This window comes from Enterobacter sp. BIDMC93, from assembly GCF_001037805.1.
Lineage (GTDB): Bacteria > Pseudomonadota > Gammaproteobacteria > Enterobacterales > Enterobacteriaceae > Enterobacter > Enterobacter hormaechei_C.
Window position 1 is genome coordinate 1,358,891 of the sequence record NZ_KQ089962.1, and the last position, 26,667, is coordinate 1,385,557.

General features: G+C 56.0%; 21 protein-coding genes and 3 tRNA genes. 17 read left to right on the forward strand and 7 right to left on the reverse strand.

What is annotated here, in order from left to right:
• The first annotated feature begins 28 nt into the window (after positions 1–28).
• The 10 genes from lgt to recD all read left to right on the forward strand — a co-directional run bounded on the left by lgt (position 29) and on the right by recD (position 15,373).
• Positions 29–904 (forward strand): prolipoprotein diacylglyceryl transferase, encoded by an 876-nt coding sequence (lgt, locus tag SK58_RS06450; protein WP_045340076.1) that lies wholly within the window; start codon positions 29–31, stop codon positions 902–904.
• Between the two features lie 6 nt (positions 905–910).
• Positions 911–1,705, forward strand: a complete 795-nt coding sequence (gene thyA, locus SK58_RS06455) for a thymidylate synthase (RefSeq protein ID WP_015571751.1) — start codon at positions 911–913, stop codon at positions 1,703–1,705.
• A gap of 184 nt (positions 1,706–1,889) precedes the next feature.
• Positions 1,890–2,354 carry a prepilin peptidase-dependent protein gene (locus SK58_RS06460; RefSeq protein ID WP_040118054.1) on the forward strand — a complete coding sequence of 155 codons (465 nt, stop codon included), beginning with the start codon at positions 1,890–1,892 and terminating at the stop codon, positions 2,352–2,354.
• Positions 2,345–2,905, forward strand: coding sequence for a prepilin peptidase-dependent protein (locus SK58_RS06465; protein ID WP_032619109.1), 561 nt, complete (start codon positions 2,345–2,347; stop codon positions 2,903–2,905). Before SK58_RS06460 ends, SK58_RS06465 begins: the two co-directional genes overlap by 10 nt.
• Complete coding sequence (locus tag SK58_RS06470; RefSeq protein ID WP_023295357.1) at positions 2,902–3,300, forward strand: DUF2509 family protein; 399 nt, start codon at positions 2,902–2,904, stop codon at positions 3,298–3,300. Before SK58_RS06465 ends, SK58_RS06470 begins: the two co-directional genes overlap by 4 nt.
• Positions 3,285–3,608: a prepilin-type N-terminal cleavage/methylation domain-containing protein gene (locus tag SK58_RS06475; RefSeq protein WP_023295356.1), complete on the forward strand. Its 324-nt coding sequence runs from the start codon at positions 3,285–3,287 to the stop codon at positions 3,606–3,608. Before SK58_RS06470 ends, SK58_RS06475 begins: the two co-directional genes overlap by 16 nt.
• Positions 3,609–3,620: 12 nt before the next feature.
• Complete coding sequence (recC, locus tag SK58_RS06480) at positions 3,621–6,995, forward strand: exodeoxyribonuclease V subunit gamma (protein WP_048219549.1); 3,375 nt, start codon at positions 3,621–3,623, stop codon at positions 6,993–6,995.
• Positions 6,996–7,134: 139 nt separating this feature from the next.
• On the forward strand, positions 7,135–10,017 hold the full coding sequence (gene ptrA / locus SK58_RS06485; RefSeq protein ID WP_048219550.1) for a pitrilysin: 2,883 nt from the start codon (positions 7,135–7,137) through the stop codon (positions 10,015–10,017).
• Complete coding sequence (gene recB / locus SK58_RS06490) at positions 10,014–13,556, forward strand: exodeoxyribonuclease V subunit beta (protein WP_032654855.1); 3,543 nt, start codon at positions 10,014–10,016, stop codon at positions 13,554–13,556. Before ptrA ends, recB begins: the two co-directional genes overlap by 4 nt.
• The gene (gene recD, locus SK58_RS06495; protein ID WP_048219552.1) at positions 13,553–15,373 is read left to right on the forward strand and encodes an exodeoxyribonuclease V subunit alpha; all 1,821 of its coding nucleotides are present in this window, start codon (positions 13,553–13,555) and stop codon (positions 15,371–15,373) included. Before recB ends, recD begins: the two co-directional genes overlap by 4 nt.
• Before the next feature lie 33 nt (positions 15,374–15,406).
• Here recD and argA read toward each other — a convergent pair whose 3' ends face one another.
• Entirely contained in the window at positions 15,407–16,738 is a 1,332-nt protein-coding gene (gene argA / locus SK58_RS06500; protein ID WP_048219554.1) for an amino-acid N-acetyltransferase, read from the reverse strand.
• Between the two features lie 227 nt (positions 16,739–16,965).
• Here argA and amiC point away from each other — a divergent pair, with 227 nt between their 5' ends.
• Entirely contained in the window at positions 16,966–18,219 is a 1,254-nt protein-coding gene (amiC, locus tag SK58_RS06505) for an N-acetylmuramoyl-L-alanine amidase AmiC (RefSeq protein ID WP_017382840.1), read from the forward strand.
• An 89-nt stretch (positions 18,220–18,308) separates the two neighbouring features.
• Here amiC and SK58_RS06510 read toward each other — a convergent pair.
• The 3 genes from SK58_RS06510 to SK58_RS06520 form a co-directional block, all read right to left on the reverse strand.
• A tRNA-Met gene (locus SK58_RS06510) sits at positions 18,309–18,385 on the reverse strand.
• A 44-nt stretch (positions 18,386–18,429) separates the two neighbouring features.
• A tRNA-Met gene (locus SK58_RS06515) sits at positions 18,430–18,506 on the reverse strand.
• Positions 18,507–18,677: 171 nt separating this feature from the next.
• Positions 18,678–18,754: transfer RNA gene (locus tag SK58_RS06520), tRNA-Met, on the reverse strand.
• Positions 18,755–18,962: 208 nt separating this feature from the next.
• Between SK58_RS06520 and mltA the strand changes: the two genes are divergently transcribed.
• A complete protein-coding gene (gene mltA, locus SK58_RS06525) occupies positions 18,963–20,060 on the forward strand; it encodes a murein transglycosylase A (RefSeq protein ID WP_015571742.1) in 1,098 nt (365 codons plus the stop codon).
• Between the two features lie 75 nt (positions 20,061–20,135).
• Positions 20,136–20,942: a tRNA cyclic N6-threonylcarbamoyladenosine(37) synthase TcdA gene (gene tcdA / locus SK58_RS06530; RefSeq protein WP_017692742.1), complete on the forward strand. Its 807-nt coding sequence runs from the start codon at positions 20,136–20,138 to the stop codon at positions 20,940–20,942.
• On the opposite strand, the gene csdE is transcribed toward tcdA, so the two are convergent.
• Together csdE and csdA are read right to left on the reverse strand one after the other, a co-directional pair.
• Positions 20,933–21,379: a cysteine desulfurase sulfur acceptor subunit CsdE gene (gene csdE, locus SK58_RS06535; RefSeq protein ID WP_017692743.1), complete on the reverse strand. Its 447-nt coding sequence runs from the start codon at positions 21,377–21,379 to the stop codon at positions 20,933–20,935. The genes tcdA and csdE overlap by 10 nt on opposite strands.
• Positions 21,379–22,584: a cysteine desulfurase CsdA gene (csdA, locus tag SK58_RS06540; RefSeq protein WP_015571739.1), complete on the reverse strand. Its 1,206-nt coding sequence runs from the start codon at positions 22,582–22,584 to the stop codon at positions 21,379–21,381. Before csdA ends, csdE begins: the two co-directional genes overlap by 1 nt.
• Positions 22,585–22,775: 191 nt before the next feature.
• Between csdA and SK58_RS06545 the strand changes: the two genes are divergently transcribed.
• The 4 genes from SK58_RS06545 (at position 22,776) to rlmM (ending at position 25,799) form a co-directional block, all read left to right on the forward strand.
• Complete coding sequence (locus SK58_RS06545; RefSeq protein WP_015571738.1) at positions 22,776–23,003, forward strand: YgdI/YgdR family lipoprotein; 228 nt, start codon at positions 22,776–22,778, stop codon at positions 23,001–23,003.
• 350 nt (positions 23,004–23,353) lie between these two features.
• Entirely contained in the window at positions 23,354–24,271 is a 918-nt protein-coding gene (gcvA, locus tag SK58_RS06550) for a glycine cleavage system transcriptional regulator GcvA (protein ID WP_003862758.1), read from the forward strand.
• Between the two features lie 39 nt (positions 24,272–24,310).
• Positions 24,311–24,706, forward strand: a complete 396-nt coding sequence (locus tag SK58_RS06555) for a DUF423 domain-containing protein (protein ID WP_003862756.1) — start codon at positions 24,311–24,313, stop codon at positions 24,704–24,706.
• Positions 24,699–25,799 (forward strand): 23S rRNA (cytidine(2498)-2'-O)-methyltransferase RlmM, encoded by a 1,101-nt coding sequence (gene rlmM / locus SK58_RS06560; RefSeq protein ID WP_003862754.1) that lies wholly within the window; start codon positions 24,699–24,701, stop codon positions 25,797–25,799. Before SK58_RS06555 ends, rlmM begins: the two co-directional genes overlap by 8 nt.
• 57 nt (positions 25,800–25,856) lie before the next feature.
• On the opposite strand, the gene xni is transcribed toward rlmM, so the two are convergent.
• Positions 25,857–26,612, reverse strand: coding sequence for a flap endonuclease Xni (xni, locus tag SK58_RS06565; RefSeq protein ID WP_023295348.1), 756 nt, complete (start codon positions 26,610–26,612; stop codon positions 25,857–25,859).
• Positions 26,613–26,667 lie beyond the last annotated feature (55 nt).

Here is a 26,667-nt window from a genome sequence, read left to right on the forward strand (position 1 = left end):
GCGGAATAACAACATCTTGTGGTGACAGATGAACAGTGGTTATCTGCATTTTCCGGAATTCGATCCGGTTATTTTCTCAATAGGACCTGTAGCGCTGCACTGGTACGGACTGATGTACCTGGTGGGCTTCGTTTTTGCCATGTGGCTTGCTGGCCGTCGCGCCAGTCGTCCGGGTAGCGGCTGGACGAAGAACGAAGTGGAAAACCTGCTTTATGCCGGCTTCCTCGGTGTGTTCCTGGGTGGTCGTATCGGATATGTCCTGTTCTATAATTTCCCGGTATTCCTGAACGACCCGCTCTATCTGTTCCGCGTCTGGGACGGCGGCATGTCCTTCCACGGCGGGCTGATTGGTGTGATCCTTGTCATGGTGATCTTCGCCAGACGCACCAAACGCAACTTCTTCCAGGTGGCTGATTTTATTGCGCCGTTAATCCCGTTTGGACTGGGCGCAGGGCGTCTGGGCAACTTCATCAACGGTGAGCTGTGGGGGCGTGTCGATCCGGGCGTGCCGTTTACCATGCTGTTTCCGGGCTCCCGCGCGGAAGATATCGCGCTGCTGCCTTCGCATCCTGAGTGGCAGTCCATTTTCGATACCTACGGCGTTCTGCCGCGCCATATGTCACAGCTCTATGAGCTGGCGCTGGAAGGCGTGGTGCTGTTCATTATCCTGAATCTGTATATCCGCAAACCGCGTCCAATGGGGGCTGTCTCTGGTCTGTTCCTGATTGGCTACGGCGCGTTTCGTATCATCGTCGAGTTCTTCCGCCAGCCGGATGCGCAGTTTACCGGTGAATGGGTACAGTACATCAGCATGGGGCAGATCCTCTCCATCCCGATGATTGTCGCGGGTGCCATTATGATGATTTGGGCGTATCGTCGTCGTCCACAGCAACAACTTTCCTGAGGAATCATGAAACAGTATCTTGAATTGATGAAAAAAGTGCTCGACGAGGGCACGCCGAAAAACGACCGCACCGGCACCGGTACGCTCTCCATTTTTGGCCACCAGATGCGCTTCAATCTGCAAGAAGGCTTTCCTCTGGTGACAACGAAGCGCTGCCATCTGCGCTCGATCATTCATGAACTGCTCTGGTTCCTGCAAGGCGATACCAACGTTGCTTATCTGCATGAAAACAATGTCTCCATCTGGGACGAGTGGGCAGATGAGAACGGCGACCTGGGGCCGGTCTACGGCAAGCAATGGCGCGCCTGGCCTACCCCGGACGGCCGCCATATTGACCAGATCACGACCGTCATGAACCAGCTGAAAAATGACCCGGACTCGCGCCGTATCATTGTCTCTGCCTGGAACGTGGGGGAACTGGATAAAATGGCGCTGGCGCCTTGCCACGCGTTTTTCCAGTTCTATGTGGCGGACGGCAAGCTCTCCTGCCAGCTCTATCAACGCTCCTGCGACGTGTTCCTCGGCCTGCCGTTTAACATCGCCAGCTACGCGCTGTTGGTGCACATGATGGCGCAGCAGTGCGATCTTGAAGTGGGCGATTTTGTCTGGACGGGCGGTGATACCCACCTCTACAGCAATCATATGGAACAGACGCATCTCCAGCTGACGCGCGAACCGCGTGCATTGCCGAAGCTGGTGATCAAACGTAAACCGGAATCGATCTTCGATTACCGTTTTGATGATTTCGAGATTGAGGGTTACGACCCGCATCCCGGCATTAAAGCTCCTGTCGCCATCTGATACGGCAAATCCTGACACAACCGGTGCTCTTTAGCGCCGGTTTTTTTTCACGCCCGTTTTGTTTTTCGAGCCTGTTTCCAGAGATGATGCAACGCGTTGCAACGGGTGAAAATCTCCTGAAAGCGGCTCTTAAAGTTCTGGTTTGACGCTCGCACCGTTTTTGCTATTCCGCCACACTCCCGCCATGAAAAACGAACAAGGCTTTACGCTTATCGAAACCCTTATCGCCGTTTCGCTGACAGTGATCCTCAGCGCCACAGGGCTCTATGGCTGGGACAGCTGGCAGCAGCGGCAGCGGCTTTGGCAAACCGCCTGCCAGGTGCGGGATTACCTGGTGTTTTTGCGCAATGACGCCAACCGTCACAACAGCGAGCACAGGATCGCGCTGTATAACGACGGTGAAAAGGAGTGTCTGGCCAGTTCAGCGGTGACCGGTTGTGACAGCGGCGGACCGTTCGTGATGAAGCCGATGTGGCCCGAGGTCACGATAAGCGACATAACCCCTGCGCTGGGATTTTACGGTTTAAGGGATACCGCATGGGCCGGACATATCCGCGTGCAGAGCCGCGCTGGTGGGTGGTGGGTTATTGTCTCAAATGGCGGACGTATCAGGCTGTGTAATGCCGCAGGAGAAGGTGCATGCCAGTAAATCGAAAAGGGTTTTCCCTGCTGGAAGTGCTTATTGCGATGACGATAAGCAGCATTCTGTTACTCAGCACGTCACGTTTTTTACCGGGGCTACAGCGGGGTGTTTTACTGCAATCCGGACAGCAGGAGCTGGAGGATGAGGTCTGGCAACGTCTGTTCGCGATCGGTAAACAGTTTCAGAGGGCAGGATATTGTGCAGGGCATTGCCAGGGGCAGGGGATGATCATCGGCAGGCAAGGACGATGTGCGATTGTGCTATGGGATGCGAACAGCAACGGCCAGTGGGATAGCACCGCGTCAGAAAACGACAGTACGGGATTCCGGCTTGAGTCCGGATCGCTTGAAACGCTGCGGGGCGCCACATCCTGTGACGGTAAGGGATGGGATAAGCTCACCGACCCGGATCGGGTCCTGATAGAGCAATTTATGGTCACTAAAACCGATCATGATGGCTTTGCGCCGGTCATCAGTATCGAGCTGCGTGCCCGCCGTAAAGGTGAACTGACCGCACCCTTTTCGGCTCGCCACACCGTAACAGGGTTTAATCTGTGAATCGTCAGCGGGGCATGTCATCGCTGGCGCTGGTCCTGCTGTTGCTGGTGCTCGGCACGCTGATCCTCACCGGATTAAATCAGCAGCTGCAAACCTTTAGCACGCTGGTAAGTGGCGAGAGTTTGTCTGTTCGCCAGCAGGCTACCGTGCAATCTGCACTGGAGTGGGGGCGCGTTCAGGAATGGGCTTTACAGCCAGAGGTTCAGTGCAAACAGACACAACGTTTGCGGGTCTGTATAAGGCTGTTTGGGGCGCGTGTGTTGCTTATTGCCGGCAATGACAATCTATTGCTATGGCGAGGCGGGGACATCTCGGAGGGGCAGATACGCTTTTCCGCCCACGGCTGGAGTGATTTCTGCCCCCTTAAGGAAAGTACGCTATGTCAGTTACCCTGAGCAGACAAAAAGGATTTAGCATGGTTGAGGTTTTGCTGGCAATGATGTTGCTGGTTGTGGTTGTGATGGCGTTATCCGGCTATCATCGCGCGCTGGCAGCCCGGTATGCGGCGCTTAGCCAGTATCGTCAGCTATGGCATCATGCGTGGAATCAGTCGCAGATCTCAACATTAACGCTCCCGCCGGGCTGGCAGGTCAGTCGGGGGCAGACAACACAGTCCGGATGTGTCAGCATCACGGTCACACTTATTTCTCCTATGGGGCGGCAGGGCGCGTTGACGCGTCTGCATTGCCCGGTTAGCCGCTAGTCGGGAGCGTTTATGCTAAGGGTTTACCACTCAAATCGTCTGGATGTGCTGGAAGCACTGATGGAGTATATCGTTGAGCAAGAGCGTCTTGACGATCCGTTTGAGCCAGAAATGGTGCTGGTGCAGAGCACCGGTATGGCGCAGTGGCTGCAAATGTCCCTTTCGCAGAAATTTGGCATTGCGGCGAACATCGATTTTCCGCTGCCCGCGAGCTTTATCTGGGAGATGTTTGTTCGCGTCCTGCCGGATATTCCTGAGCAGAGCGCCTTCAACAAACAAAGTATGGCCTGGAAACTGATGACGCTGCTGCCGGCCATGCTGGCGCATGATGAGTTTGCCATGCTGCGGCACTACCTGAATGACGACACCGACAAGCGTAAACTTTTCCAGCTGGCCTCACGTACTGCCGACCTCTATGACCAGTATCTGGTTTACCGTGCAGAATGGCTGATTCGCTGGGAAGCGGGAGAATTAGTCGATGGGTTACCGGAAGCGCAAATCTGGCAGGCGCCGCTCTGGAAAGCGCTGGTCGAGCATACCGGGAAACTCGGTCAGCCTAAGTGGCACCGTGCTAACTTGTACGATCGCTTTATCTCGATACTCGAGAACAGCGCAGAACGGCCAGCCCGTTTGCCGTCACGCGTGTTCATTTGCGGTATCTCCGCGCTGCCGCCTGTCTACCTGAACGCGCTAAAAGCGCTCGGTAAGCACACTGATATCCATATCCTTTTTACCAACCCGTGTCGGCACTATTGGGGGGATATTCAGGATCCGCGCTGGCTTTCACGGCTGGTCACCCGTCAGAGAAAACGCCTCTTTGAGGAACGCGCCGTGCCGCTGTTTAAAGACAGTGAAAATGCAGCGCAGCTTTTTGATGAAGAGGGGATTCAAAACCTGCCGAACCCGCTGCTTGCCTCGTGGGGCAAGCTCGGACGCGACTATATTTATCTGCTTTCTGATATCACCTCCTCGGGAGAAGGGGATGTGGATGCGTTTGCGGATATTACGCCGGACAGCCTGCTGCACAATATTCAGCTTGATATTCTGGATTTAGAAAACCGTGCCGTTGCCGGGATCACTGCCGAAGAGTTTGCGCGAAGCGATAAGAAGCGAAAACTGGATCCTGACGATCGCAGTATCGCGATCCACGTTTGCCACAGCCCACAGCGTGAAGTTGAAATTCTTCATGACCGCCTGCTGGCCATGTTACAGGACGATCCAACCCTGACGCCGCGCGATATCGTGGTGATGGTGGCGGATATCGACAGCTACAGCCCGTTTATTCAGGCGGTATTTGGCAGCGCAACGGGCGACCGCTATCTGCCCTACGCCATCTCTGACCGTCGCGCTCGTCAGTCACACCCGGCGCTACAGGCCTTTATCAGCCTGCTTTCGCTGCCTGATAGCCGGTTTATCTCTGAGGATGTGCTGGCACTGCTGGATGTGCCAGTTCTGGCCGCACGTTTCAACATTAACGAAGAGGGGTTGCGCTATCTGCGCCAGTGGGTCAACGAATCCGGTGTCCGCTGGGGTATCGACGATGATAACGTCCAGGAGTTCGAACTCCCTGCGACCGGCCAGCATACCTGGCAGTTTGGCCTGACGCGCATGCTGCTGGGGTATGCAATGGAGAGCATCCACGGCGAATGGAATGACGTACTGCCTTACGATGAGTCCAGTGGGTTGATCGCGGAACTGGTTGGTCACTTAGCCTCGCTGCTGATGCAGCTCAACCGCTGGCGCCGTGCGTTGATGCAGCCCCGCCCGCTCGAAGAGTGGCTGCCGGTTTGCCGCGAAATGCTGAATGATTTCTTCCTGCCGGACAGCGAAACTGAAGCCGCCATGGCGCTTATCGAGAAGCAGTGGCAGGCCATCGTTGATGAGGGGGTTAATTCGCACTATCACGAGGCGGTTCCTCTTTCGCTTCTGCGTGATGAACTGACGCAACGTCTCGATCAGGAGCGTATCAGCCAGCGCTTCCTTGCGGGACCGGTGAATATTTGTACCCTGATGCCAATGCGTTCAATCCCGTTCAAAGTGGTCTGTCTGCTTGGCATGAACGACGGTATTTATCCGCGTGCGCTACCACCCCTGGGCTTTGATCTCATGAGCGCACAACCGAAGCGGGGCGACCGCAGCCGCCGCGATGATGACCGATATCTCTTCCTTGAGGCGCTGATGTCTGCGCAAAGCAGGCTGTATATCAGCTACATTGGACGTTCAATTCAGGATAACAGCGAGCGTTTCCCGTCTGTGCTGGTGCAGGAGCTGGTGGACTACATTGGACAGAGCCACTATCTGCCGGGCGATGAAGCCTGCAACTGCGACGAAAGCGAACGTCGGGTGAAAGCGCATATCACCTGTCACCATAGCCGTATGCCGTTTGATCCTGTCAACTACGTTCCTGATGAACTGCAAAGCTATGCCCGCGAGTGGCTTCCCGCCGCGAAGAACGAGGGGACACCGCAAACCGATTTTATTCAGGCGCTCGAACCGCTCGCCATAGACACCCTCACGTTTGAGCAGCTACAGCGCTTTTGGGCGCACCCGGTTCGGGCGTTTTTCCAGCAACGCTTGCAGGTGAATTTCCGCTCTGAAGAGAGCGAAATCCCCGATGCGGAACCGTTTATTCTTGATGGGCTGGAGCGTTTTAAGCTTAATTCCCAGCTTCTGAATGCGCTGGTTGACGAAGAAGACGCCAGTAAACTGTTCCGACGTTACAGGGCGTCGGGATTACTTCCGTATGGTGCATTCGGTGAAATCGTCTGGGATGCCCAGTGCGAGGAGATGCGAGCGCTTGCTGACCGCGTTATCGCGTGTCGGCAGCCGGCGAGCAGCATTGAAATCGATCTCGATTGTAACGGTATGCACCTCAGCGGCTGGCTCACGCACGTGCAGTCTGACGGGCTGCTGCGCTGGCGCCCATCCATGCTCAGCGTTTCACATGGCCTGCAACTCTGGCTCGAACATCTTGTCTACAGTGCGAGTGGTCACGAAGGTGAAAGCCGGTTGTTTGTCCGTAAGGACGGCGAATGGCGTTTCCCGCCGATGGAGCCTGAGCAGGCGTTGACGTATCTGTCGCTTTATATTGAAGGTTACCGTCAGGGCATGAACAAACCTCTGCTTTTGCTGCCTGAAAGTGGAGGAGCATGGATAAAAGCCTGTTATGACACGCAGAATGATGCCATGTTAACGGATGAGGCTTCGCTCCAGAAAGCGCGCAGCAAGTTTTTGCAGGCCTACGAAGGGAACATGATGGTACGTGGCGAAGGTGACGATGTCTGGTATCAACGTTTATGGCGAACGCTGGAGCCAGACTATTTCGACATTATCACCCAGGAGGCGCAACGCTACCTGTTACCGTTGTTCAAATTTAATCAGTCCTGAGCGTTGTATAAAAATTGCGCAGTATGAGGTGTTCATTTATGATGCACCTCTTATCACGGACTGATGTACCCAAAGAAAGAGATGCTGGCGTGTCCAGCACGCACGTTGTTAATGATGTAGCCGTGATAAAGAGGTCGTAATGCCAGGCAGCACCTTGTTCAAAGCGTTTGTTTTGTTTATCGCCCTTTGGGCTCCCGTCACTCAGGCCGATTCCGGTTGGCAACCTGTCCAGGAAACAATCCGTAAGAGCGATAAGGACACCCGTCAGTATCAGGCGATTCGTCTTGATAACGGGATGACCGTGCTGCTTGTTTCCGATCCTCAGGCGGTGAAATCGCTCTCCGCGCTGGTTGTGCCGGTGGGTTCGCTGGAAGATCCTGACGCCCATCCGGGACTGGCGCACTACCTTGAGCACATGACGCTGATGGGCTCTAAAAAATACCCACAGCCTGATAGCCTGTCCGAATTTCTGAAAATGCATGGCGGCAGCCACAACGCCAGTACCGCGCCGTATCGCACCGCGTTTTACCTGGAAGTGGAAAATGATGCGCTTGACGGGGCGGTGGACCGTCTGGCGGATGCCATCGCCGCACCGCTGCTGGATAAAAAATACGCTGACCGTGAACGCAATGCCGTGAACGCCGAACTGACGATGGCGCGCACGCGAGACGGTATGCGCATGGCGCAGGTTAGCGCTGAAACCATCAATCCGGCGCACCCAGGTTCGCGCTTCTCAGGCGGCAACCTTGAAACGCTGAGCGACAAGCCAGGTAGCCCGGTGCTCGATGCGCTGCATGCGTTTCGTGAAAAATACTATTCTGCCAATCTGATGAAAGCGGTTATCTACAGCAATAAACCGTTGCCGACGCTGGCAAACATGGCCGCGCAGACCTACGGTAGGGTGCCAAATAAAAATATCGATCTGCCGAAGATTAACGTGCCGGTTGTCACGGACGCGCAAAAAGGCATTGTTATTCACTATGTACCAGCCTTGCCGCGCAAGGTGTTACGCGTTGAATTCCGTATTGATAACAACACGGCGCAGTTCCGCAGCAAAACCGACGAGCTGGTGACCTATCTTATCGGCAACCGCAGCCCGGGTACGCTCTCCGACTGGCTGCAAAAGCAGGGGCTGGTGGAAGGTATTCGCGCTGACTCCGATCCCGTTGTTAACGGGAATAGCGGCGTGCTGGCCATCTCCGCGACGCTGACCGATAAAGGGCTGGCTCACCGGGACGACGTCGTTGCGGCCATTTTCAGTTACCTCTCTCTGCTGCGCGATAAAGGCGTCGATAAACGCTACTTTGACGAGCTGGCGCACGTGCTGGATCTCGATTTCCGCTATCCCTCTATCACGCGTGATATGGACTACGTTGAGTGGCTGGCAGATACCATGATCCGCGTGCCGGTGGAACATACGCTGGATGCGGTAAATATTGCCGACCAGTATGACGCCGGAGCGCTCAAAGCGCGTCTGGCGATGATGACTCCGCAGAATGCCCGGGTCTGGTATATCAGCCCGAACGAACCGCATAACAAAATGGCCTACTTCGTTGATGCCCCGTATCAGGTTGAAAAAATCAGCGAACAGACCTTCGCGGGCTGGCAGGAAAAGGCGGGGGAAATTGCGCTGGCGTTACCGGAACTTAACCCCTACATCCCGGACGATTTCTCGCAGATCAAACCCGCAAAGGCGTATCCGCACCCGGAGCTGATTGTTGATGAGCCGACGCTGCGCGTGGTCTACACCCCAAGCCGCTATTTCGCCGACGAGCCAAAAGCGGATGTTAGCGTGGTGCTGCGTAACCCCAAAGCAATGGACAGCGCCAGAAACCAGGTGCTGTTTGCGCTTAACGATTATCTGGCCGGTATTGCTCTCGATCAGCTCAGCAACCAGGCTGCCGTTGGTGGTATTAGTTTCTCCACTAACGCCAATAACGGCCTGATGGTGAATGCCAACGGCTATACCCAGCGTTTGCCGCAGCTGTTCCAGGCGCTGCTGGACGGTTATTTCAGCTATACGCCTACGGAAGAACAGCTCGAGCAGGCTAAGTCCTGGTATGCCCAGATGATGGATTCTGCCGAGAAGGGTAAAGCCTACGATCAGGCGATTATGCCAGCACAGATGCTGTCGCAAATTCCGTACTTCCAGCGCGAAGATCGCCGCGCGTTATTGCCCTCAGTCACCTTAAAAGAGGTGCTGGCTTACCGTGATGCGCTGAAAACCAATACCCGTCCGGAGTTCCTGGTTGTAGGGAATATGAGCGAAGATCAGGCTAAAACGCTGGCGCAAAACGTCCGTGCGCAACTGGGTTCAAAAGGCGATGAGTGGTGCCGTAACCAGGATGTGCTGGTAGAGAAAAAGCAGAACGTGATCTTCGAAAAAGCGGGAAGCAGCACGGATTCCGCGCTGGCCGCGGTGTTTGTCCCTGTCGGTTATGACGAATTTACCAGCTCTGCCCAGAGTGCGGTTCTCGGTCAAATTATTCAGCCGTGGTTTTACAACCAGCTGCGCACCGAAGAGCAGCTGGGCTATGCGGTATTCGCTTTCTCTATGAATGTGGGCCGTCAGTGGGGGCTGGGCTTCCTTCTGCAAAGCAGCGACAAGCAACCCGCTTACCTGTGGCAGCGTTATCAGGCGTTCTTCCCGCAGGCGGAAGCAAAACTGCGCGCCATGAAGCCGGAAGAGTTTGCCCAGATCCAGCAGGCGGTTATCGCCCAGGTGATGCAGCCGCCGCAGACGCTGGGTGAAGAGGCCTCGCAGCTGAGCAAAGATTTTGATCGCGGTAATATGAAATTTGATTCGCGTGATAAAATAGTGGCCGAAATAAAACAGCTGACGCCACAAAAGGTTGCCGATTTCTTCCATCAGGCGGTAGTAAAACCGCAGGGTATGGCCATCCTGTCTCAGGTTTCTGGCAGCCAGAACGGGAAAACGGACTACGTAAAATCAAAAGAGTGGACCGTCTGGAAGAGCGTCAGCGCGCTGCAACAAACTATGCCCTGGAGTAAGAAAGAATGACCCATACCGCTGAGCCGCTTGATCCCCTAAGTTTACCTCTACAGGGTGAGCGACTGATTGAAGCCTCAGCGGGAACGGGAAAAACCTATACCATCGCCGCGCTCTATCTGCGTCTGCTGTTGGGGCTCGGCGGCAACGCCGCTTTTTCGCGCCCGTTAAGCGTGGAAGAGCTGCTGGTGGTAACCTTCACCGAAGCGGCCACTGCCGAGCTGCGTGGCCGTATTCGCAGCAACATTCATGAGCTGCGCATCGCCTGTTTGCGTCAGACGACGGATAACCCCCTCTACGCGAGCCTGCTGGACGAGATTGCGGACAAGCAACAGGCTGCGCAATGGCTGCTGCTGGCCGAGCGGCAAATGGATGAAGCGTCCGTCTTCACCATTCACGGTTTTTGTCAGCGCATGTTAAGCCTGAATGCGTTTGAATCCGGCATGCTCTTTGAGCAGCAGCTTATTGAAGATGAATCCGAGCTTCGCTATCAGGCCTGTGCGGATTTCTGGCGTCGTCACTGTTATCCGTTGCAGCGCGACATTGCCGAAGCGGTTCACGCCCTGTGGAAAGGTCCGGAAGAGCTTCTTCGCGCCATCGACCGTTACCTGCAAGGCGAAGCGCCGGTCATTAAATCTCCGCCGCCTGCCGATGAAACGCTGGCCTCGCGCCATGAAAAGATCGTCGCCAAAATTGCGACGCTTAAGCAGAAGTGGAATGAGTCGGTTGGTGAAATTGATGCAATCATCGAAAACTCAGGCATCGACAGACGCAAGTTCAACCGTGGGAACCAGGGGAAGTGGATCGAAAAGATCAGCGTCTGGGCCCAGGAGGAGACGCGGGGCTACCAGCTTCCGGACGCGCTGGAAAAATTTTCGCAGCGCTTTTTGACCGAGCGAACCAAAGCCGACGGCATTGTGCCTGAGCATTCCCTGTTTGTGGCGATTGATGCGCTGCTTGCGGAGCCATTAACGCTCAATGACCTGATGATCACACGCGCCATGACGGAGATCCGCCAGGCCGTCGCGCGCGAAAAACGTCGCCGGGGCGAGCTGGGGTTTGATGACATGCTGAGCCGCCTGGACGAGGCGCTGTCCAGCGAGAATGGTGAAGCGCTCGCCAGCGCGATCCGTACCCGTTTTCCGGTGGCGATGATTGACGAATTTCAGGACACCGACCCTCAGCAGTACCGCATTTTTCGCCGCATCTGGCGACAGCAGCCCGACACTGCCCTGTTGTTGATAGGCGACCCTAAACAGGCGATTTACGCCTTCCGTGGCGCAGATATCTTCACCTATATGAAAGCCCGTAGTGAGGTTGTCGCGCATTACACGTTAGACACTAACTGGCGTTCCGCGCCGGGGATGGTTGAGAGCGTCAATGCGCTGTTCAGCCGTATGGAGACGGCGTTCATGTTCAATGAAATCCCTTTCCTGCCGGTGAAATCCGCCCCAAAAAACGCATCCCTGCGCTTCGAAGTCAGTAGCGCGGTGCAACCCGCCATGACCTTCTGGCTGCTGGAAGGGGAAGGCTATGGGGTTGCCGACTATCAGGCGGCGATGGCCCAGCACTGCGCCGCGCAAATCCGTGACTGGCTGAGCGCAGGCGCGCGCGGCGAGGCGCTGCTGTGGAAGGGGGAACAGGCGAATCCAGTTAAAGCCTCTGATATTACCGTGCTGGTGCGCAGTCGTCAGGAAGCGGCGCTAATCCGCGATGCGCTAACGTTGCTGGATATTCCGTCAGTGTATCTTTCTAACCGCGACAGCGTGTTCGACACGCTGGAAGCCCAGGAAATGCTCTGGCTGCTTCAGGCGGTGCTGGCCCCGGAGCGCGAAAATACGCTTCGAAGCGCGCTGGCCAGTTCCATGCTGGGGTTGAACGCGCGCGATATTGATGAGCTCAACCATGACGAAAACGCATGGGATACGGTGGTGGAAGAGTTTGTCCATTACCGTGAACGCTGGCAAAAACGCGGCGTCATGGCGATGCTGCGCGAATTGATGACGCGGCGCCAGATTGCCGAAAATATGCTGGCGTCATCGGGCGGTGAAAGGCGTCTTACCGATATTTTACACATCAGCGAACTGTTGCAGGAAGCCGGCACCCAGCTTGAAAGTGAACATGCCCTCGTGCGCTGGCTGGCGCAGCAAATCGCGGATCCAAACAGTAACGCCTCAAGCCAGCAGATGCGTCTTGAGAGCGATAAGCATCTGGTGCAAATCGTCACCATTCACAAATCGAAAGGTCTCGAGTATCCGCTGGTCTGGCTGCCCTTTATCGCCAACTACCGCGTTCAGGATCAGGCCTATTATCATGACCGCGAGACTTTCGATGCGGTGCTCGATCTCAGCAAGGCGGAAACCAGCGTTGAGCTGGCGGAAGCGGAGCGTCTGGCGGAGGATTTGCGCCTGCTTTACGTGGCGCTGACCCGTTCTGTCTGGCATTGCAGCCTGGGTGTCGCGCCGGTTTTCCGCCGTCGCGGGGAGAAAACAGGGGAGAGCGATTTCCATTTAAGCGCCTTAGGGCGGCTTATTCAGCGTGGTGAGCCTAAAGATGCGGCGGGGTTGCGCCTCTGTATTGAGTCGCTTTGCGGAGACGATATCGCCCTCCATATCCCTTCTCTGCCAGACAACAGCCGCTGGGAAATGGCGCAAGAGCCCGCGACCGATCTTAACGCGCGCCAGATCACACGGGTGCTTGCCGACGACTGGCGCGTCACCAGCTATTCTGGCCTGCAACAGCACGGGCAAAGTATTGCGCAGGATCTCATGCCGAAGCTGGACGTGGATGCCGCAGGGGTGGGCGATGTTCCGGTTGAACCGACGTTAACTCCACATCAGTTCCCACGCGGCGCGTCGCCGGGCACCTTTTTGCACAGCCTCTTTGAAGAGCTTGATTTCACCCAGCCTGTCAGTGAGGAGTGGGTGCTGAAGATGTTGCAGAGCGGAGGCTATGACGCGCACTGGCAGCCCGTTCTCACTGACTGGATCAACGCCATTTTGCAGGCGCCGCTGACGGCGCAGGGCTTCTCTCTTCGCCAGTTAACGGCCAAAAATAAGCAGGTTGAGATGGAGTTTTATCTGCCCGTCGCAGGCCCGCTTAAGGCCGACGCGCTCGATGCGCTTATCCGTCAGTACGATCCGCTGTCAGCCGGTTGCCCGCCGCTGAACTTCCGTCAGGTGCAGGGCATGCTGAAAGGGTTTATCGACCTGGTCTTCCGTCACGAAGGACGGTACTACCTGCTGGATTACAAATCGAACTGGCTGGGCGAGAACAGCGAAGCCTATACCCAGCAGGCGATGGCGGCAGCCATGCAAATGCATCGCTACGATCTGCAATATCAGCTCTATACCCTGGCGCTGCACCGCTATTTGCGCCACCGTATTGCGGATTATCGCTACGACGATCATTTTGGCGGTGTCATCTATCTGTTCCTGCGCGGGGTTGATGCTGCCGATCCGCGCTCCGGGATCTTCAGCACTCGTCCGGATGCGGAATTGATTAATAAAATGGATAACCTGTTTGCAGCAAACACGGAGGAGATGGCATGACGATGCAGGACTTATTGCTGGATGCGGTAGAGCAACGCGTGCTGCGTCAGCTGGACGTGCAGTTTGCCATGATGATTGCCGCTGACCAGCCCGCCGTGATGCTTGCCGCTGCCCTGTTGAGTAAAGATGCCGGAGAGGGGCATGTGTGTCTGCCGCTCTCGCGTCTGGTGGTTGACGAGAAAATGCCGCCTGTCCTCCAGTCCTGCTTTGCGCTGCTGGGAGATAAGGTGGACTGGCAGAAAATCTTGCGTGAATCGTCAGCCGTCGGGCCGGGAGACAACCAGGCACCGCTGATCCTGACGGGGGAGCGCTTATACCTGAACCGCCTGTGGCGAAACGAACTGACGGTAGCGCGTTTCTTTAGTGAGACCAATGCGCCGCTTCCCTGCGACGAAGCACAGCTTCGCCAGACGCTGGACAGGCTGTTTGACTCCGGTGAGGCCACAGACTGGCAGAAAGTGGCGGCAGCCGTCGCCCTGACGCGGCGGATCTCGGTGATATCCGGCGGCCCGGGAACCGGGAAAACAACGACCGTCGCAAAGCTGCTGGCAGCCCTGATACAGCTTTCAGGCGAGCAGCGATGCCGTATTCGTCTGGCGGCGCCCACCGGGAAGGCCGCGGCGCGTCTGACCGAATCACTGGGCGGTGCGATGCAACGGCTGCCGCTCACCCAGGAGCAGCTTGCGCTTTTCCCGGGTGAAGCAAGTACTCTGCACCGTCTGCTCGGCGCGCAGCCGGGTAGCCAGCGGCTGCGCTACCATGCGGGCAATCCGCTGCATCTGGACGTGCTGGTGGTGGATGAAGCCTCCATGATCGACCTGACCATGATGTCGCGCCTGATCGATGCGCTGCCACCCCATGCGCGCGTGGTTTTCCTGGGCGATCGCGATCAGCTCGCCTCTGTAGAAGCCGGGGCGGTGCTGGGGGATATCTGTACCTACGCCAGTTACGGTTATACCCCCGCGCGGGCGCAGGAGCTCGCCCGTCTGACCGGTTGCTCGCTTGAACCCGATCACACGCCGATCGCGGGCGCACTGCGTGACAGCCTGTGCCTGCTGCAAAAAAGCTACCGTTTCGGTAGCGACTCCGGCATCGGCCAGCTGGCTGCGGCGGTCAACCGTGGCGACAGGCACGCCACGCGCACGGTGTTTGACGGTTCCTTCACTGACATTGAAAAGAAATCGCTGCAAAGCGGGGAAGAGTATCAGGCTATGCTTGAGGAGGCTCTTCAGGGATACCAGCATTTTCTGAGCTGCGTGCAGCAGCGCAGTCAGCCCGGGCAGGTCATCGCCGCATTTGGCGAATACCAGCTTCTGTGCGCATTGCGGGAAGGGCCGTTTGGCGTCACGGGCCTGAACGACAGGCTGGAGCAACTGCTGGTGCAGAAACGCAAAATTAACCGTCAACAGCATTCGCGATGGTATGAAGGCCGGCCAGTGATGATCTCCCGCAACGACAGTGCGCTGGGGCTGTTCAACGGCGATATCGGCATTGCGCTCGATCGCGGTAACGGACTGCGCGTCTGGTTCCAGCTACCGGACGGCAGCGTGAAGTCCGTCCAGCCCAGCCGCCTGCCAGAGCATGAAACGGCATGGGCGATGACGGTACACAAATCTCAGGGCTCCGAGTTCAACCATGCGGCGCTGATCCTGCCGACCCAGCTGTCGCCGGTTGTGACCCGCGAGCTGGTCTACACCGCCATTACCCGTGCGCGCCAGCGTCTGTCGCTGTATGCGGATGAGCGCGTGTTGAGTCAGGCGATAGCCACCCGTACTGAGCGCAGAAGCGGATTAAGCGTGATATTTGAATCTGTCTGAGTGAACGCCCTCTCCAGCAGGAGAGGGTGACTGTTATCCCAGGTCCGCCATTAACACCTTCGAGCGGCGCTGGTAGTTGTACATCTCTTTCTTACTTTCCGGCAGGGAATCAATATCCACCGGCGTGAAGCCGCGCTCCTGGAACCAGTGAATGCTGCGCGTGGTAAGCACGAACAGCTTGCTCAGACCCATCTGGCGCGCCTGTGCCGCCACGCGTTCAAGCAGCAGTTCCCCCCGTGAGGAGCTACGGTAATCAGGATGCACGGCGACGCACGCCATTTCGCCAATCTGCTCTTCCGGGAACGGATAAAGCGCCGCACAGGCAATGGTCAGGTTATCCCGCTGAATGATGGTGAACTTGTCGATCTCCATCTCCAGCTGCTCACGGGATCGGCGAACCAGAATGCCCTGTTGTTCCAGCGGACGGATCAGCTCCAGAATGCCGCCGATATCGTTGATGGTGGCACGGCGGATCTGCTCGGCGCTCTCCATGACGATCTGCGTACCGATCCCGTCCCGGGAGAACAGCTCCTGCAACAGCGCGCCGTCTTCCTGATAGCTGATCAGGTGGCTCCGGCGCACCCCGCTACGGCACGCTTTAACGGCGCCGCGCAGAAAACGCACGGTACCGGAATAGTAATCGCCTTCTGCTTCCAGCGCTTCGACGCGCGCCTGGGCTTCATTCGGAAAAAGTTCTGGCACAATCACGCCCTCATCGTTCACGACACCCTGTGAGGAGCAAAAGCCGATCATTTTTTCCGCTTTCAGCTTGATGGCCAACTGGGTGGCAATCTCTTCTGAGGTCAGATTAAAACTTTCACCCGTTACGGAGACGGCAACGGGTCCCATCAGGACGATCGCGCCATTATCTAACTGGCGGTGAATGGCTTCTTCATCAATACGGCGGATGCGGCCGCTGTGGCAGTAATCCACGCCATCGTCCACGCCGAGCGGCTGAGCGATGATAAAGTTGCCGCTCACCACGTTGATGTGCGCGCCCTGCAACGGCGTATTATTCAGGCTCATCGACAGGCGGGCGGTGATATCGAGCTGCAACAGACCCGCCGCCTGTTTGACCAGCTCGTGGGTTTTCGCATCCGTCACGCGCGTGTGTTTGTGGTAGATCGGCTCATGGTGATGGGCGGCCAGGTTGGCTTCGATTTGCGGACGTGCGCCATACACCACCACCAGACGGATGCCGAGGCTGTGCAGCAGGCCGATATCATTGACGATGCTGGAAAAGTTTTCATGCTCAATGGCTTCGCCGCCAAGCATGATGACAAACGTTTTTCCCCGATGGGTGTTGATATAGGGAACAGAATGGCGGAATCCCTGGACCAGTTCGGTTCTGCGTTCCTTAACCATGACACAACCCTTAGTGAATGTTTATTCGTAATTTCTGTATTTTTATTCGATTGTGGCCGCGTGTGCAAGCCTAAATTTTCTGCGACCCACAGAAAATAATAAGTAATCCGTGCGTTAACGTATGATTGTTTACCCTTTTATAGATGACAGTTTATGCGTCATTCGTTAAAGTTTTCGGTCAATTTGGGCGTTTTGTCCATCAATCAGATTTCTTGCTCGGGAGAAGCATGTCGGGATCCAATTCAGCAATAAGCCGCCGCCGCCTGTTAAAAGGGGCCGGGGCGATGTGGTTGCTTAGCGTCAGCCAGGTGGGTCTTGCCGCCACAAGCCAGGTAGTCGCGGTGCGCGTCTGGCCGTCGTCGACCTATACGCGCGTGACGGTCGAGTCCAATCGCGTGCTGAAATACAAGCAATTTGCCCTCAGCAATCCTGAACGTGTGGTGGTTGATCTCGAAGGTGTAAACCTCAACTCCGTGCTTAAAGGCATGGCAGCTCAGATCCGTGGCGACGATCCCTTTATCAAATCGGCGCGCGTCGGGCAGTTCGATCCGCAAACCGTGCGCATGGTGTTTGAGCTGAAGCAGAACGTGAAACCTCAGCTCTTTGCCCTTGCGCCTGTAGCCGCCTTTAAGGAGCGTCTGGTGATGGATCTCTATCCGGCGAATGCGACGGATATTCAGGATCCGCTCCTGGCATTACTTGAGGATTACAACAAAGGCGATCTCGACAGCCAGGTTCCGCCAGCGCAAAGTGGCCCACAGCCGGGCAAGGCGGGGCGCGATCGCCCGATTGTGATCATGCTCGATCCTGGCCACGGCGGAGAAGATTCCGGCGCCGTCGGGAAATATCGCACCCGCGAAAAAGATGTGGTGCTGCAAATTGCCCGTCGTCTGAAGGCCTTGATCGACAAAGAGGGCAATATGCGCGCCTACATGACGCGTAACGAAGATGTCTTTATCCCGCTGAAGGTCCGCGTGGCAAAAGCGCAAAAGCAGCGCGCGGATCTGTTTGTCTCTATTCACGCGGATGCCTTCACCAGCCGCCAGCCGAGTGGATCTTCAGTGTTTGCCCTGTCAACGAAAGGGGCGACCAGTACCGCCGCGAGATACCTGGCGGACACGCAGAACGCCTCGGATTTAATTGGTGGCGTGAGCAAAAGTGGCGACCGTTACGTCGACCATACGATGTTTGATATGGTGCAGTCGCTGACCATTACCGACAGCCTGAAGTTTGGTAAAGCGGTGCTGGGCAAGCTGGGCCGGGTCAACAAGCTGCACAAAAACAGCGTCGAGCAGGCCGGATTTGCGGTACTGAAAGCGCCAGATATTCCATCCATTCTGGTCGAAACCGCGTTTATCAGTAACGTGGAAGAGGAACGTAAGCTCAAGACGGCTAAATTCCAGCAGGAAGTGGCGGAGTCGATTCTGGCGGGGATCCGGGCCTACTTCTCAGACGGGGAAACGCTGGCGCGGCGGGGGTAGGGCATTAAGCCGGGTATCATGCCCGGCATTTTCACAAACGCCAGATACAAAAAAACACCCTTCAGGGTGTTTATTGTTTTAAGAAGTGTTGGTTGCGGGGGCCGGATTTGAACCGACGACCTTCGGGTTATGAGCCCGACGAGCTACCAGGCTGCTCCACCCCGCGTCCGTCTTTCTACACTTGTAGAAACTTACTTCTTCAAATTTGATTGGTTGCGGGGGCCGGATTTGAACCGACGACCTTCGGGTTATGAGCCCGACGAGCTACCAGGCTGCTCCACCCCGCGTCCGTCTTTTTGCTTCGTATTTCAAACCACATCTGCGTTGACTTTCCTCGTTCACCTCAGTCACTTACTGGAGTAAGTTCCTAAGGATTCACTGCGTCGTTGCCTTGCTGTGATTCGAACTACTTCGCAAAAACTTCTACTGTCGTAGAAGATACTTCATCAAATTTTAATTGGTTGCGGGGGCCGGATTTGAACCGACGACCTTCGGGTTATGAGCCCGACGAGCTACCAGGCTGCTCCACCCCGCGTCCGTGGAAGCGCACTATACTCGGATAGGTTTGTGATGCAACCCCTTTTTCACATAATTCATTATTTTGTATGCAAAATGAACGGCAAAAGCTACTTTGGACTATTTTTTGTGCAGAATTTGCCAAAGGGAAGGTGATTGCATTTCATTAACACGGTGGGTTTGTTATCTTCATCTCGCGGAATTGGGCAACTAAAAGACGAGATATAATGAAAGGACGTTGGGCGAAGTATCTGATGACAGGCGCAATGGTGGCGATTCTTGCGGCCTGCTCTTCCAAACCGACCGATCGCGGTCAACAGTATAAAGACGGGAAGTTATCCCAGCCTTTCTCTTTAGTTAACCAGCCAGACGCCGTGGGCGCTCCGATCAATGCCGGAGACTTCTCCGAGCAGGTCTACCAGATCCGCACTGCTTCTCCGCGTTTATACGGTTCGCAGAACAATGTCTATAGCGCCGTCCAGGACTGGCTGCGTGCAGGCGGTGATACCCGCAATATGCGCCAGTTTGGTATCGATGCCTGGCAGATGGAGGGGGCGGATAACTACGGTAACGTCCAGTTCACCGGTTACTACACCCCGGTTGTCCAGGCGCGACACACACGCCAGGGCGAGTTCCAGTATCCCATTTACCGTATGCCGCCGAAACGCGGTCGTCTGCCGTCCCGCGCCGAGATCTACGCTGGCGCGCTGAGCGAAAATTACGTGCTGGCCTACAGCAACTCCCTGATGGACAACTTCATTATGGACGTGCAGGGCAGCGGCTATATTGATTTTGGCGACGGCTCGCCGCTGAACTTCTTTAGCTACGCCGGGAAAAATGGCCATGCCTATCGCAGCATCGGTAAGGTGCTCATCGACCGTGGCGAAGTGAAACGAGAAGATATGTCGATGCAGGCGATCCGCGAGTGGGGCGAAAAACACAGCGAAGCGGAAGTGCGTGAGCTGCTTGAGCAGAACCCATCGTTTGTCTTCTTCAAACCGCAGAACTTTGCGCCGGTGAAAGGGGCGAGCGCCGTCCCGCTGATTGGCCGCGCTTCTGTAGCATCGGATCGTTCGATTATCCCGGCAGGTACTACGCTGCTGGCGGAAGTTCCACTCCTCGACAACAACGGCAAATTCAACGGTAAGTATGAATTACGCCTGATGGTGGCGCTGGACGTGGGTGGGGCGATCAAAGGCCAGCACTTCGACATTTATCAGGGCATCGGCCCGGATGCCGGCCATCGTGCAGGCTGGTATAACCACTACGGACGCGTGTGGGTGCTGAAGGCAGCGCCGGGTACCGGAAACGTATTCAGCGGCTGATTGTGGTATTCTGAGGGCAAGACGGATTACGGTTCAGGGTGAGGAATACCTCACCCTTTTTACATCTGAGGTTTTATGTCTGTGGTAATCAGCGATGCCTGGCGCCAGCGTTTCGGCGGCACGGCACGGTTATATGGTGAAAAAGCCCTGCAACTGTTCGCGGATGCGCATGTCTGCGTGGTGGGCATTGGTGGTGTGGGTTCGTGGGCGGCAGAAGCGCTGGCGAGAACCGGCATTGGCGCAATTACGTTGATTGATATGGATGACGTCTGCGTCACTAACACTAACCGTCAGATCCACGCCCTGCGTGATAACGTCGGTCTGGCGAAGCCCGAGGTGATGGCGGAGCGTATTCGTCTCATCAACCCGGAGTGTAGGGTGACGGTGATCGACGACTTTGTGACGGCAGATAATGTCGCGGAGTACATGAGCAAAGGCTACAGCTATGTGATTGATGCCATCGACAGCGTGCGGCCAAAAGCGGCGCTGATCGCTTACTGTCGTCGTTACAAGGTGCCGCTGGTGACAACGGGCGGCGCGGGTGGACAAATTGATCCGACGCAGATCCAGGTGGCGGATCTGGCGAAAACCATTCAGGATCCGCTGGCCGCTAAGCTGCGCGAGCGCTTAAAAAGCGACTTCAACGTGGTGAAAAATAGCAAAGGCAAGCTGGGCGTGGACTGTGTGTTCTCGACAGAAGCGCTGGTTTATCCGCAGGCGGATGGTTCGGTCTGTGCAATGAAAAGCACGGCGGAAGGGCCAAAGCGGATGGATTGTGCCTCAGGGTTTGGAGCGGCCACCATGGTGACCGCCTCCTTCGGCTTTGTGGCGGTCTCTCACGCCCTGAAGAAGATGATGGCGAAGGCGGAACGTCAGGCCTGAGCCTCACGGGCGGCATCCAGCACCGCGTCGTTTAGCGCAATCAGTCCCTGACCGCGCGAGGCGCTAAGCTGCGCGCGAAGTCCCAGCTCATCAAACAGCGCCAGCGGAGAATGCGCCAGCAGTTCTGCGGCGCTTTTCCCTTCGATTGCGGTCAACAGCACCGCCAGCAGACCGCGAACAATGCGTCCCTCGCTGTCGCCGAAGAAATGCAGTTTCTCACCGGATACGCTAAACCCAAGCCAGACGCGGTTCTCGCAGCCTGCGATCTCCTTCGCCTGTGATTTCAGCTCGTCTGACAGCGTGGGCAACTGTTTACCCAGCAGGATCAGCTGACGATATTTATCTTCCCACTGCGTGAGCGGGACGAAGGTCTGTTTTAACGTCTCTTCAGTAATAACGGTGCCGAACGGGTGTCCGGCTAAAGCTGAACTTGTCATTAATCCACCAGTAATTCCAGGGCGCGGTCGACGGCGGAAACCAGCGCATCGACGTCGCTTTTTGTATTGTACGGTGCAAACGAGGCGCGCAGGGTACCGCTCACGCCAATAGCCGCCAGCAGCGGCTGGGCGCAGTGCTGTCCGGCACGCAGGGCAATGCCATATCCGGCAAGCAACGTCACCATGTCGCTATGGTGCACGCCCGCGAAATCAAAGGCGAGCAGGCTGGAGTCCTGGACGCGGAACGAGCGAAAACCCGGACGTTTTTTCAGTTCTTCTTCCGCCAGCGTCGCCAGACCCCGGCTCCAGCTTTCAGCCTGAACCACGTCCGTTTCTGCCAGCCATTCGAGCGCTGCGCTCAGACCGATAACCCCGGCCACGTTTGGGGTACCGGCTTCCAGGCGGTAGGGCACATCCTGCGTTTTAAAACCGTCGAAGGTGACTTCGGTAATCATCTTGCCGCCGCCGAGCCACGGCGTCATCCGGGCCAGCAGTTCAGCTTTGCCGTACAGCGCGCCGATACCGGTTGGCCCGTACAATTTGTGTCCTGAGAAGGCATAGAAGTCGATATCCAGCGCCTGAACGTCAGCCGGAAAATGCACCACACCCTGCGCACCGTCGACCATCACCACCACGCCGCTGGCATGGGCAATCTCAATGGCACGCGCCAGATCCGGGCAGCCGCCGGTGACGTTGGACATCTGCCCCAGCGCCAGAATACGGCTGCGCGGCGTAATCAGCTCAGGCAGACGCGCCACGTCAGGCAGGAAGTCCGCACCCAACGGGAGCTTTACAACCTGTGCCCCGGTTTGTTCGGCCACCATCAGCCAGGGTACCAGGTTGGCGTGGTGTTCCGCCTCGCTGACGATGATCTCATCCCCGGGCTGCAACAGCGGACGCGCGTAACATTGCGCCACCATGTTAATGGCCTCGGTGGTGCCCCGCGTCCAGACGATGTTCTTACCGCTGTCAGCATTGATCAGGCGCGCGACCTGATCCCGTGCGGCTTCGTATTGCGCCGTTAAGCGCTGCGCGTCGGCATACTGGCTGCGGTGCACGTTCCCGGCGCTCAGGCTGTAAAACTGGCGGGTTGCCTCAATCACCGCCTGCGGTTTAAGGGCCGTGGCGGCGCTATCAAGATAAATGCCGGCATCGGCCAGCGCAGGAAACTGTGCGCGAAACTGCGCAGGACTGAAAGCGTTCATGGAATTCCTCATATCGATTCTACGATCGTCGCGCAAATTCATCGGCAGGGCAAGGAAGTTGATATCTATCAGATTTGTCTGCTTATCCTGGCGAGTCTGAAAAAGCAGGTTATGCTAAATAGTGTTAGGCGGATGTTTTAGCCTGTTATAAATCGAGGTTTGAATAGCATTAATTGCTAAAGGAGATAATCATGAAAAAGACAGCTGCAATCATTTCTGCCTGTGCGTTGACCTTTGCCCTGAGCGCCTGTTCTGGTAATAACTACGTAATGCATACCAACGATGGTCGATCTATCGTCTCTGAAGGGAAACCGACAACCGATAATGATACCGGGATGATTTCTTACAAAGATGCTAACGGGAACAAACAGCAGATCAACCGCAGTGATGTGAAAGAGATGAAGGAAATCGAGCATTAACAGTTAGATAAGCGAAAAAAAAGCACCGCAAGTTGGCGGTGCTACATTAATCACTATGGACAGACAGGGTAAATGTACAGGAAGTGAAAAATTGGTAGCGTTGCTACCGTGGTCTGAATCGCAGACCAATTGCAAACACAACAACACAACATCACAACCGTAAGCCAAAAGCCCTTCAGAACACGCATTCCAAAAAAAGCTTTTCGTTCCGGCTCAGGAAGTGCCGCCACTATAGGTATTTGCTGGTAGTTCCTCAACGGACAAATTATAATGGCTCAGATAAAAAAAACTAATAGGTTAAACGTTTTTTCCTATATGTTAAATCTCGTTAACATCTAAGCCAGATAACCATGTCCAAGCGATTGCCACCCCTAAATGCATTACGTGTTTTTGATGCAGCAGCACGCCACCTCAGCTTCACCCGCGCAGCCGATGAGCTTTTTGTGACACAGGCCGCAGTAAGTCATCAAATCAAGTCTCTGGAGGATTTTCTGGGGCTTAAGCTGTTCCGTCGACGCAACCGTTCGTTGCTGTTGACCGAAGAGGGGCAGAGCTATTTTCAGGATATTAAAGAGATTTTTTCCCAGCTGACGGAAGCCACTCGCAAGCTTCAGGCCCGGAGCGCAAAAGGCGCTCTGACTGTGAGTTTATTGCCCAGTTTTGCCATTCAGTGGCTGGTGCCGCGACTCTCAAGCTTTAACTCAACTTATCCGGGAATCGATGTCCGAATCCAGGCGGTGGACCGTCAGGAAGACAAGCTGGCAGATGATGTGGACGTGGCGATTTTTTACGGTCGCGGTAACTGGCCGGGCTTGCGTGTGGAAAAATTATACGCAGAATATCTGTTGCCGGTCTGTTCACCGCTGCTGCTGACGGGGGATAAAGCGCTCAAAACGCCCGCCGATCTGGCGCAACATACGCTTTTGCACGATGCTTCGCGTCGCGACTGGCAAACTTATACCCGCCAGTTAGGTCTTAATCATATAAACGTGCAGCAGGGGCCCATTTTTAGCCACAGCGCGATGGTGCTACAGGCTGCCATTCACGGGCAGGGCGTGGCGTTGGCAAACAACGTTATGGCGCAGTCCGAAATTGAGGCAGGCCGTCTGGTTTGCCCATTTAACGATGTACTGGTCAGCAAGAATGCATTTTATCTGGTTTGTCATGACAGTCAGGCAGAACTGGGTAAAATAGCCGCTTTCCGGCAGTGGATACTGGCGAAAGCGGCAAGCGAGCAAGAAAAATTCCGCTTCAGGTATGAACAATAACGTTTGTGTGCCGGGCACGCATCAATTCAGGACTTAAACATGACCAGCCGATTCATGCTGATTTTCGCCGCGGTGAGTGGCTTTATTTTTGTAGCTCTGGGCGCGTTTGGCGCGCATGTCTTAAGCAAATCTCTGGGCGTTGTGGAGATGGGTTGGATCCAGACCGGCCTTGAATATCAGGCGTTCCACACGCTGGCAATTTTTGGGCTGGCGGTGGCGATGCAGCGCCGCATCAGCATCTGGTTTTACTGGAGCAGCGTCTTTCTGGCGCTGGGTACCGTACTGTTCAGCGGCAGTCTTTACTGTCTGGCGCTGTCGCATTTACGCCTGTGGGCGTTTGTTACACCTGTCGGCGGCGTCAGCTTCCTGGCGGGTTGGGTGTTAATGTTTATCGGAGCTATCCGTCTGAAACGCAAGGGCGTTGTTCATGAATAAGGTTGTTTTATATTGTCGCCCGGGGTTTGAGAAAGAGTGCGCCGCGGAAATCACCGATAAAGCGGCGAAGCGTGAAGTCTTTGGATTCGCTCGCGTCAAAGAGAACGCGGGCTATGTGGTATTTGAATGCTATCAGCCTGATGATGCCGACAAGCTGGCGCGCGAACTGCCGTTCAGCTCATTGATTTTCGCCCGTCAGATGTTTGTCGCGGGCGAACTGCTGAAAGATCTTCCGCCGGAAGATCGCATCACGCCGATTGTTGGCCTGTTGCAGGGTGTGGTGGAGAAGGGCGGCGATTTGCGCGTGGAAGTGGCCGACACCAACGAAAGCAAAGAGCTGATGAAGTTCTGCCGTAAGTTCACCGTGCCGCTGCGCGCGGCGCTGCGTGATGCGGGTGTGCTGACAAACTACGAAACGCCAAAGCGCCCGGTCGTGCATATCTTCTTTATTGCGCCAGGATGTTGCTACGCCGGCTACTCGTATACCACCAATAATTCGCCGTTCTTTATGGGGATCCCGCGTCTGCGCTTCCCGGCAGATGCGCCGAGCCGTTCAACCCTGAAGCTGGAAGAGGCGTTTCACGTCTTTATCCCGGCGGACGAGTGGGACGAACGTCTGGCAAACGGCATGTATGCCGTCGACCTTGGCGCGTGCCCGGGCGGCTGGACCTATCAGCTGGTGAAACGCAATATGTGGGTTTCGTCTGTGGATAACGGCCCGATGGCGCAAAGCCTGATGGATACCGGGCAGGTCACCTGGCTGCGTGAGGATGGCTTCCGCTATCGCCCGAACCGCAACAACATCTCCTGGATGGTGTGCGACATGGTAGAAAAACCGGCGAAAGTCGCGGCGCTGATGGCCTCCTGGCTGGTGAACGGCTGGTGTCGTGAGACGATTTTCAACCTCAAGCTGCCGATGAAAAAGCGCTACGAAGAGGTGTCGCAGAACCTGGCCTATATTCAGCAGCAGCTGGACGAACACGGGATTAACGCGGAAATCCAGGCGCGTCAGCTTTATCACGACCGCGAAGAAGTGACGGTCCATATCCGTCGCTGGTGGGCGGCAGTGGGTGGGCGTCGCGACGAGCGATAACGTTTGTAACGCCCGGTGGCGCTGCGCTTACCGGGCCTACAAAATCGTGTAGTTGTTTTAACGTTCTAACCTTAACTGCTGTAAATTCCCGTCCAGCTGTAAATCCGTCTGTAGCGTCGCCACCTCCCGGCAGATAAACGCCATCTCTTTATGCGCCTCCAGCTTTTTGCGCCATTTTTCCGGCACTTCATCAAGCCTGGCGTAAATTCCTTCCAGACTCTGAAACTCCGTCAGCAGCTGTGCGGCGCTTTTGGGTCCAATACCGGCGACACCCGGCACTTTAGAGCTGCTGATCCCCGCCAGCCCCCAGTAATCCGGCAGTTGCTCAGGCGATACGCCAAACTCGCTGGCAATGAATGGCGCGTCCAGCCAGCGTTTTTGAAAGTAGTCCCGGATGCGGATCGTTGGAGAGAGCAGCTGGCAGTAGCCTTTGTCGGTTGAAACGATAGTCGCCTGATGCCCGGCGCTCGCGACTTTAACCGCCAGCGTTGCGGCTAAATCGTCAGCCTCATTACCGTGGGCGCCCCAGCACGGAACGCCGCGCTGCTCAAAGGCCGCGCGGATAGCGGGCATTTCTGCGTGCAGATCGTCCGGCATCGGCGCACGTCCGGCTTTGTAGTCCGGCAGGCGCTGGTGCCGCCAGCCGGTATTGCGTGCTTCATCGTCGAATACGGCAACAGCGTGGGTGGGTTCGCTATGGCGAATGAGCTGCTCCAGCGCGTGTAAACAGGTGTCCTTGCAGGGGGTGCCCTGTACCGCATGAATACGGCGAATCAGGTTAAGTGCATCGACGATAAGCAAATGAACGGCCACAGATAATCTCCCTTCTGTCTGATAGGTGAAGGGTAACACTGAGCGCAGCATGAAA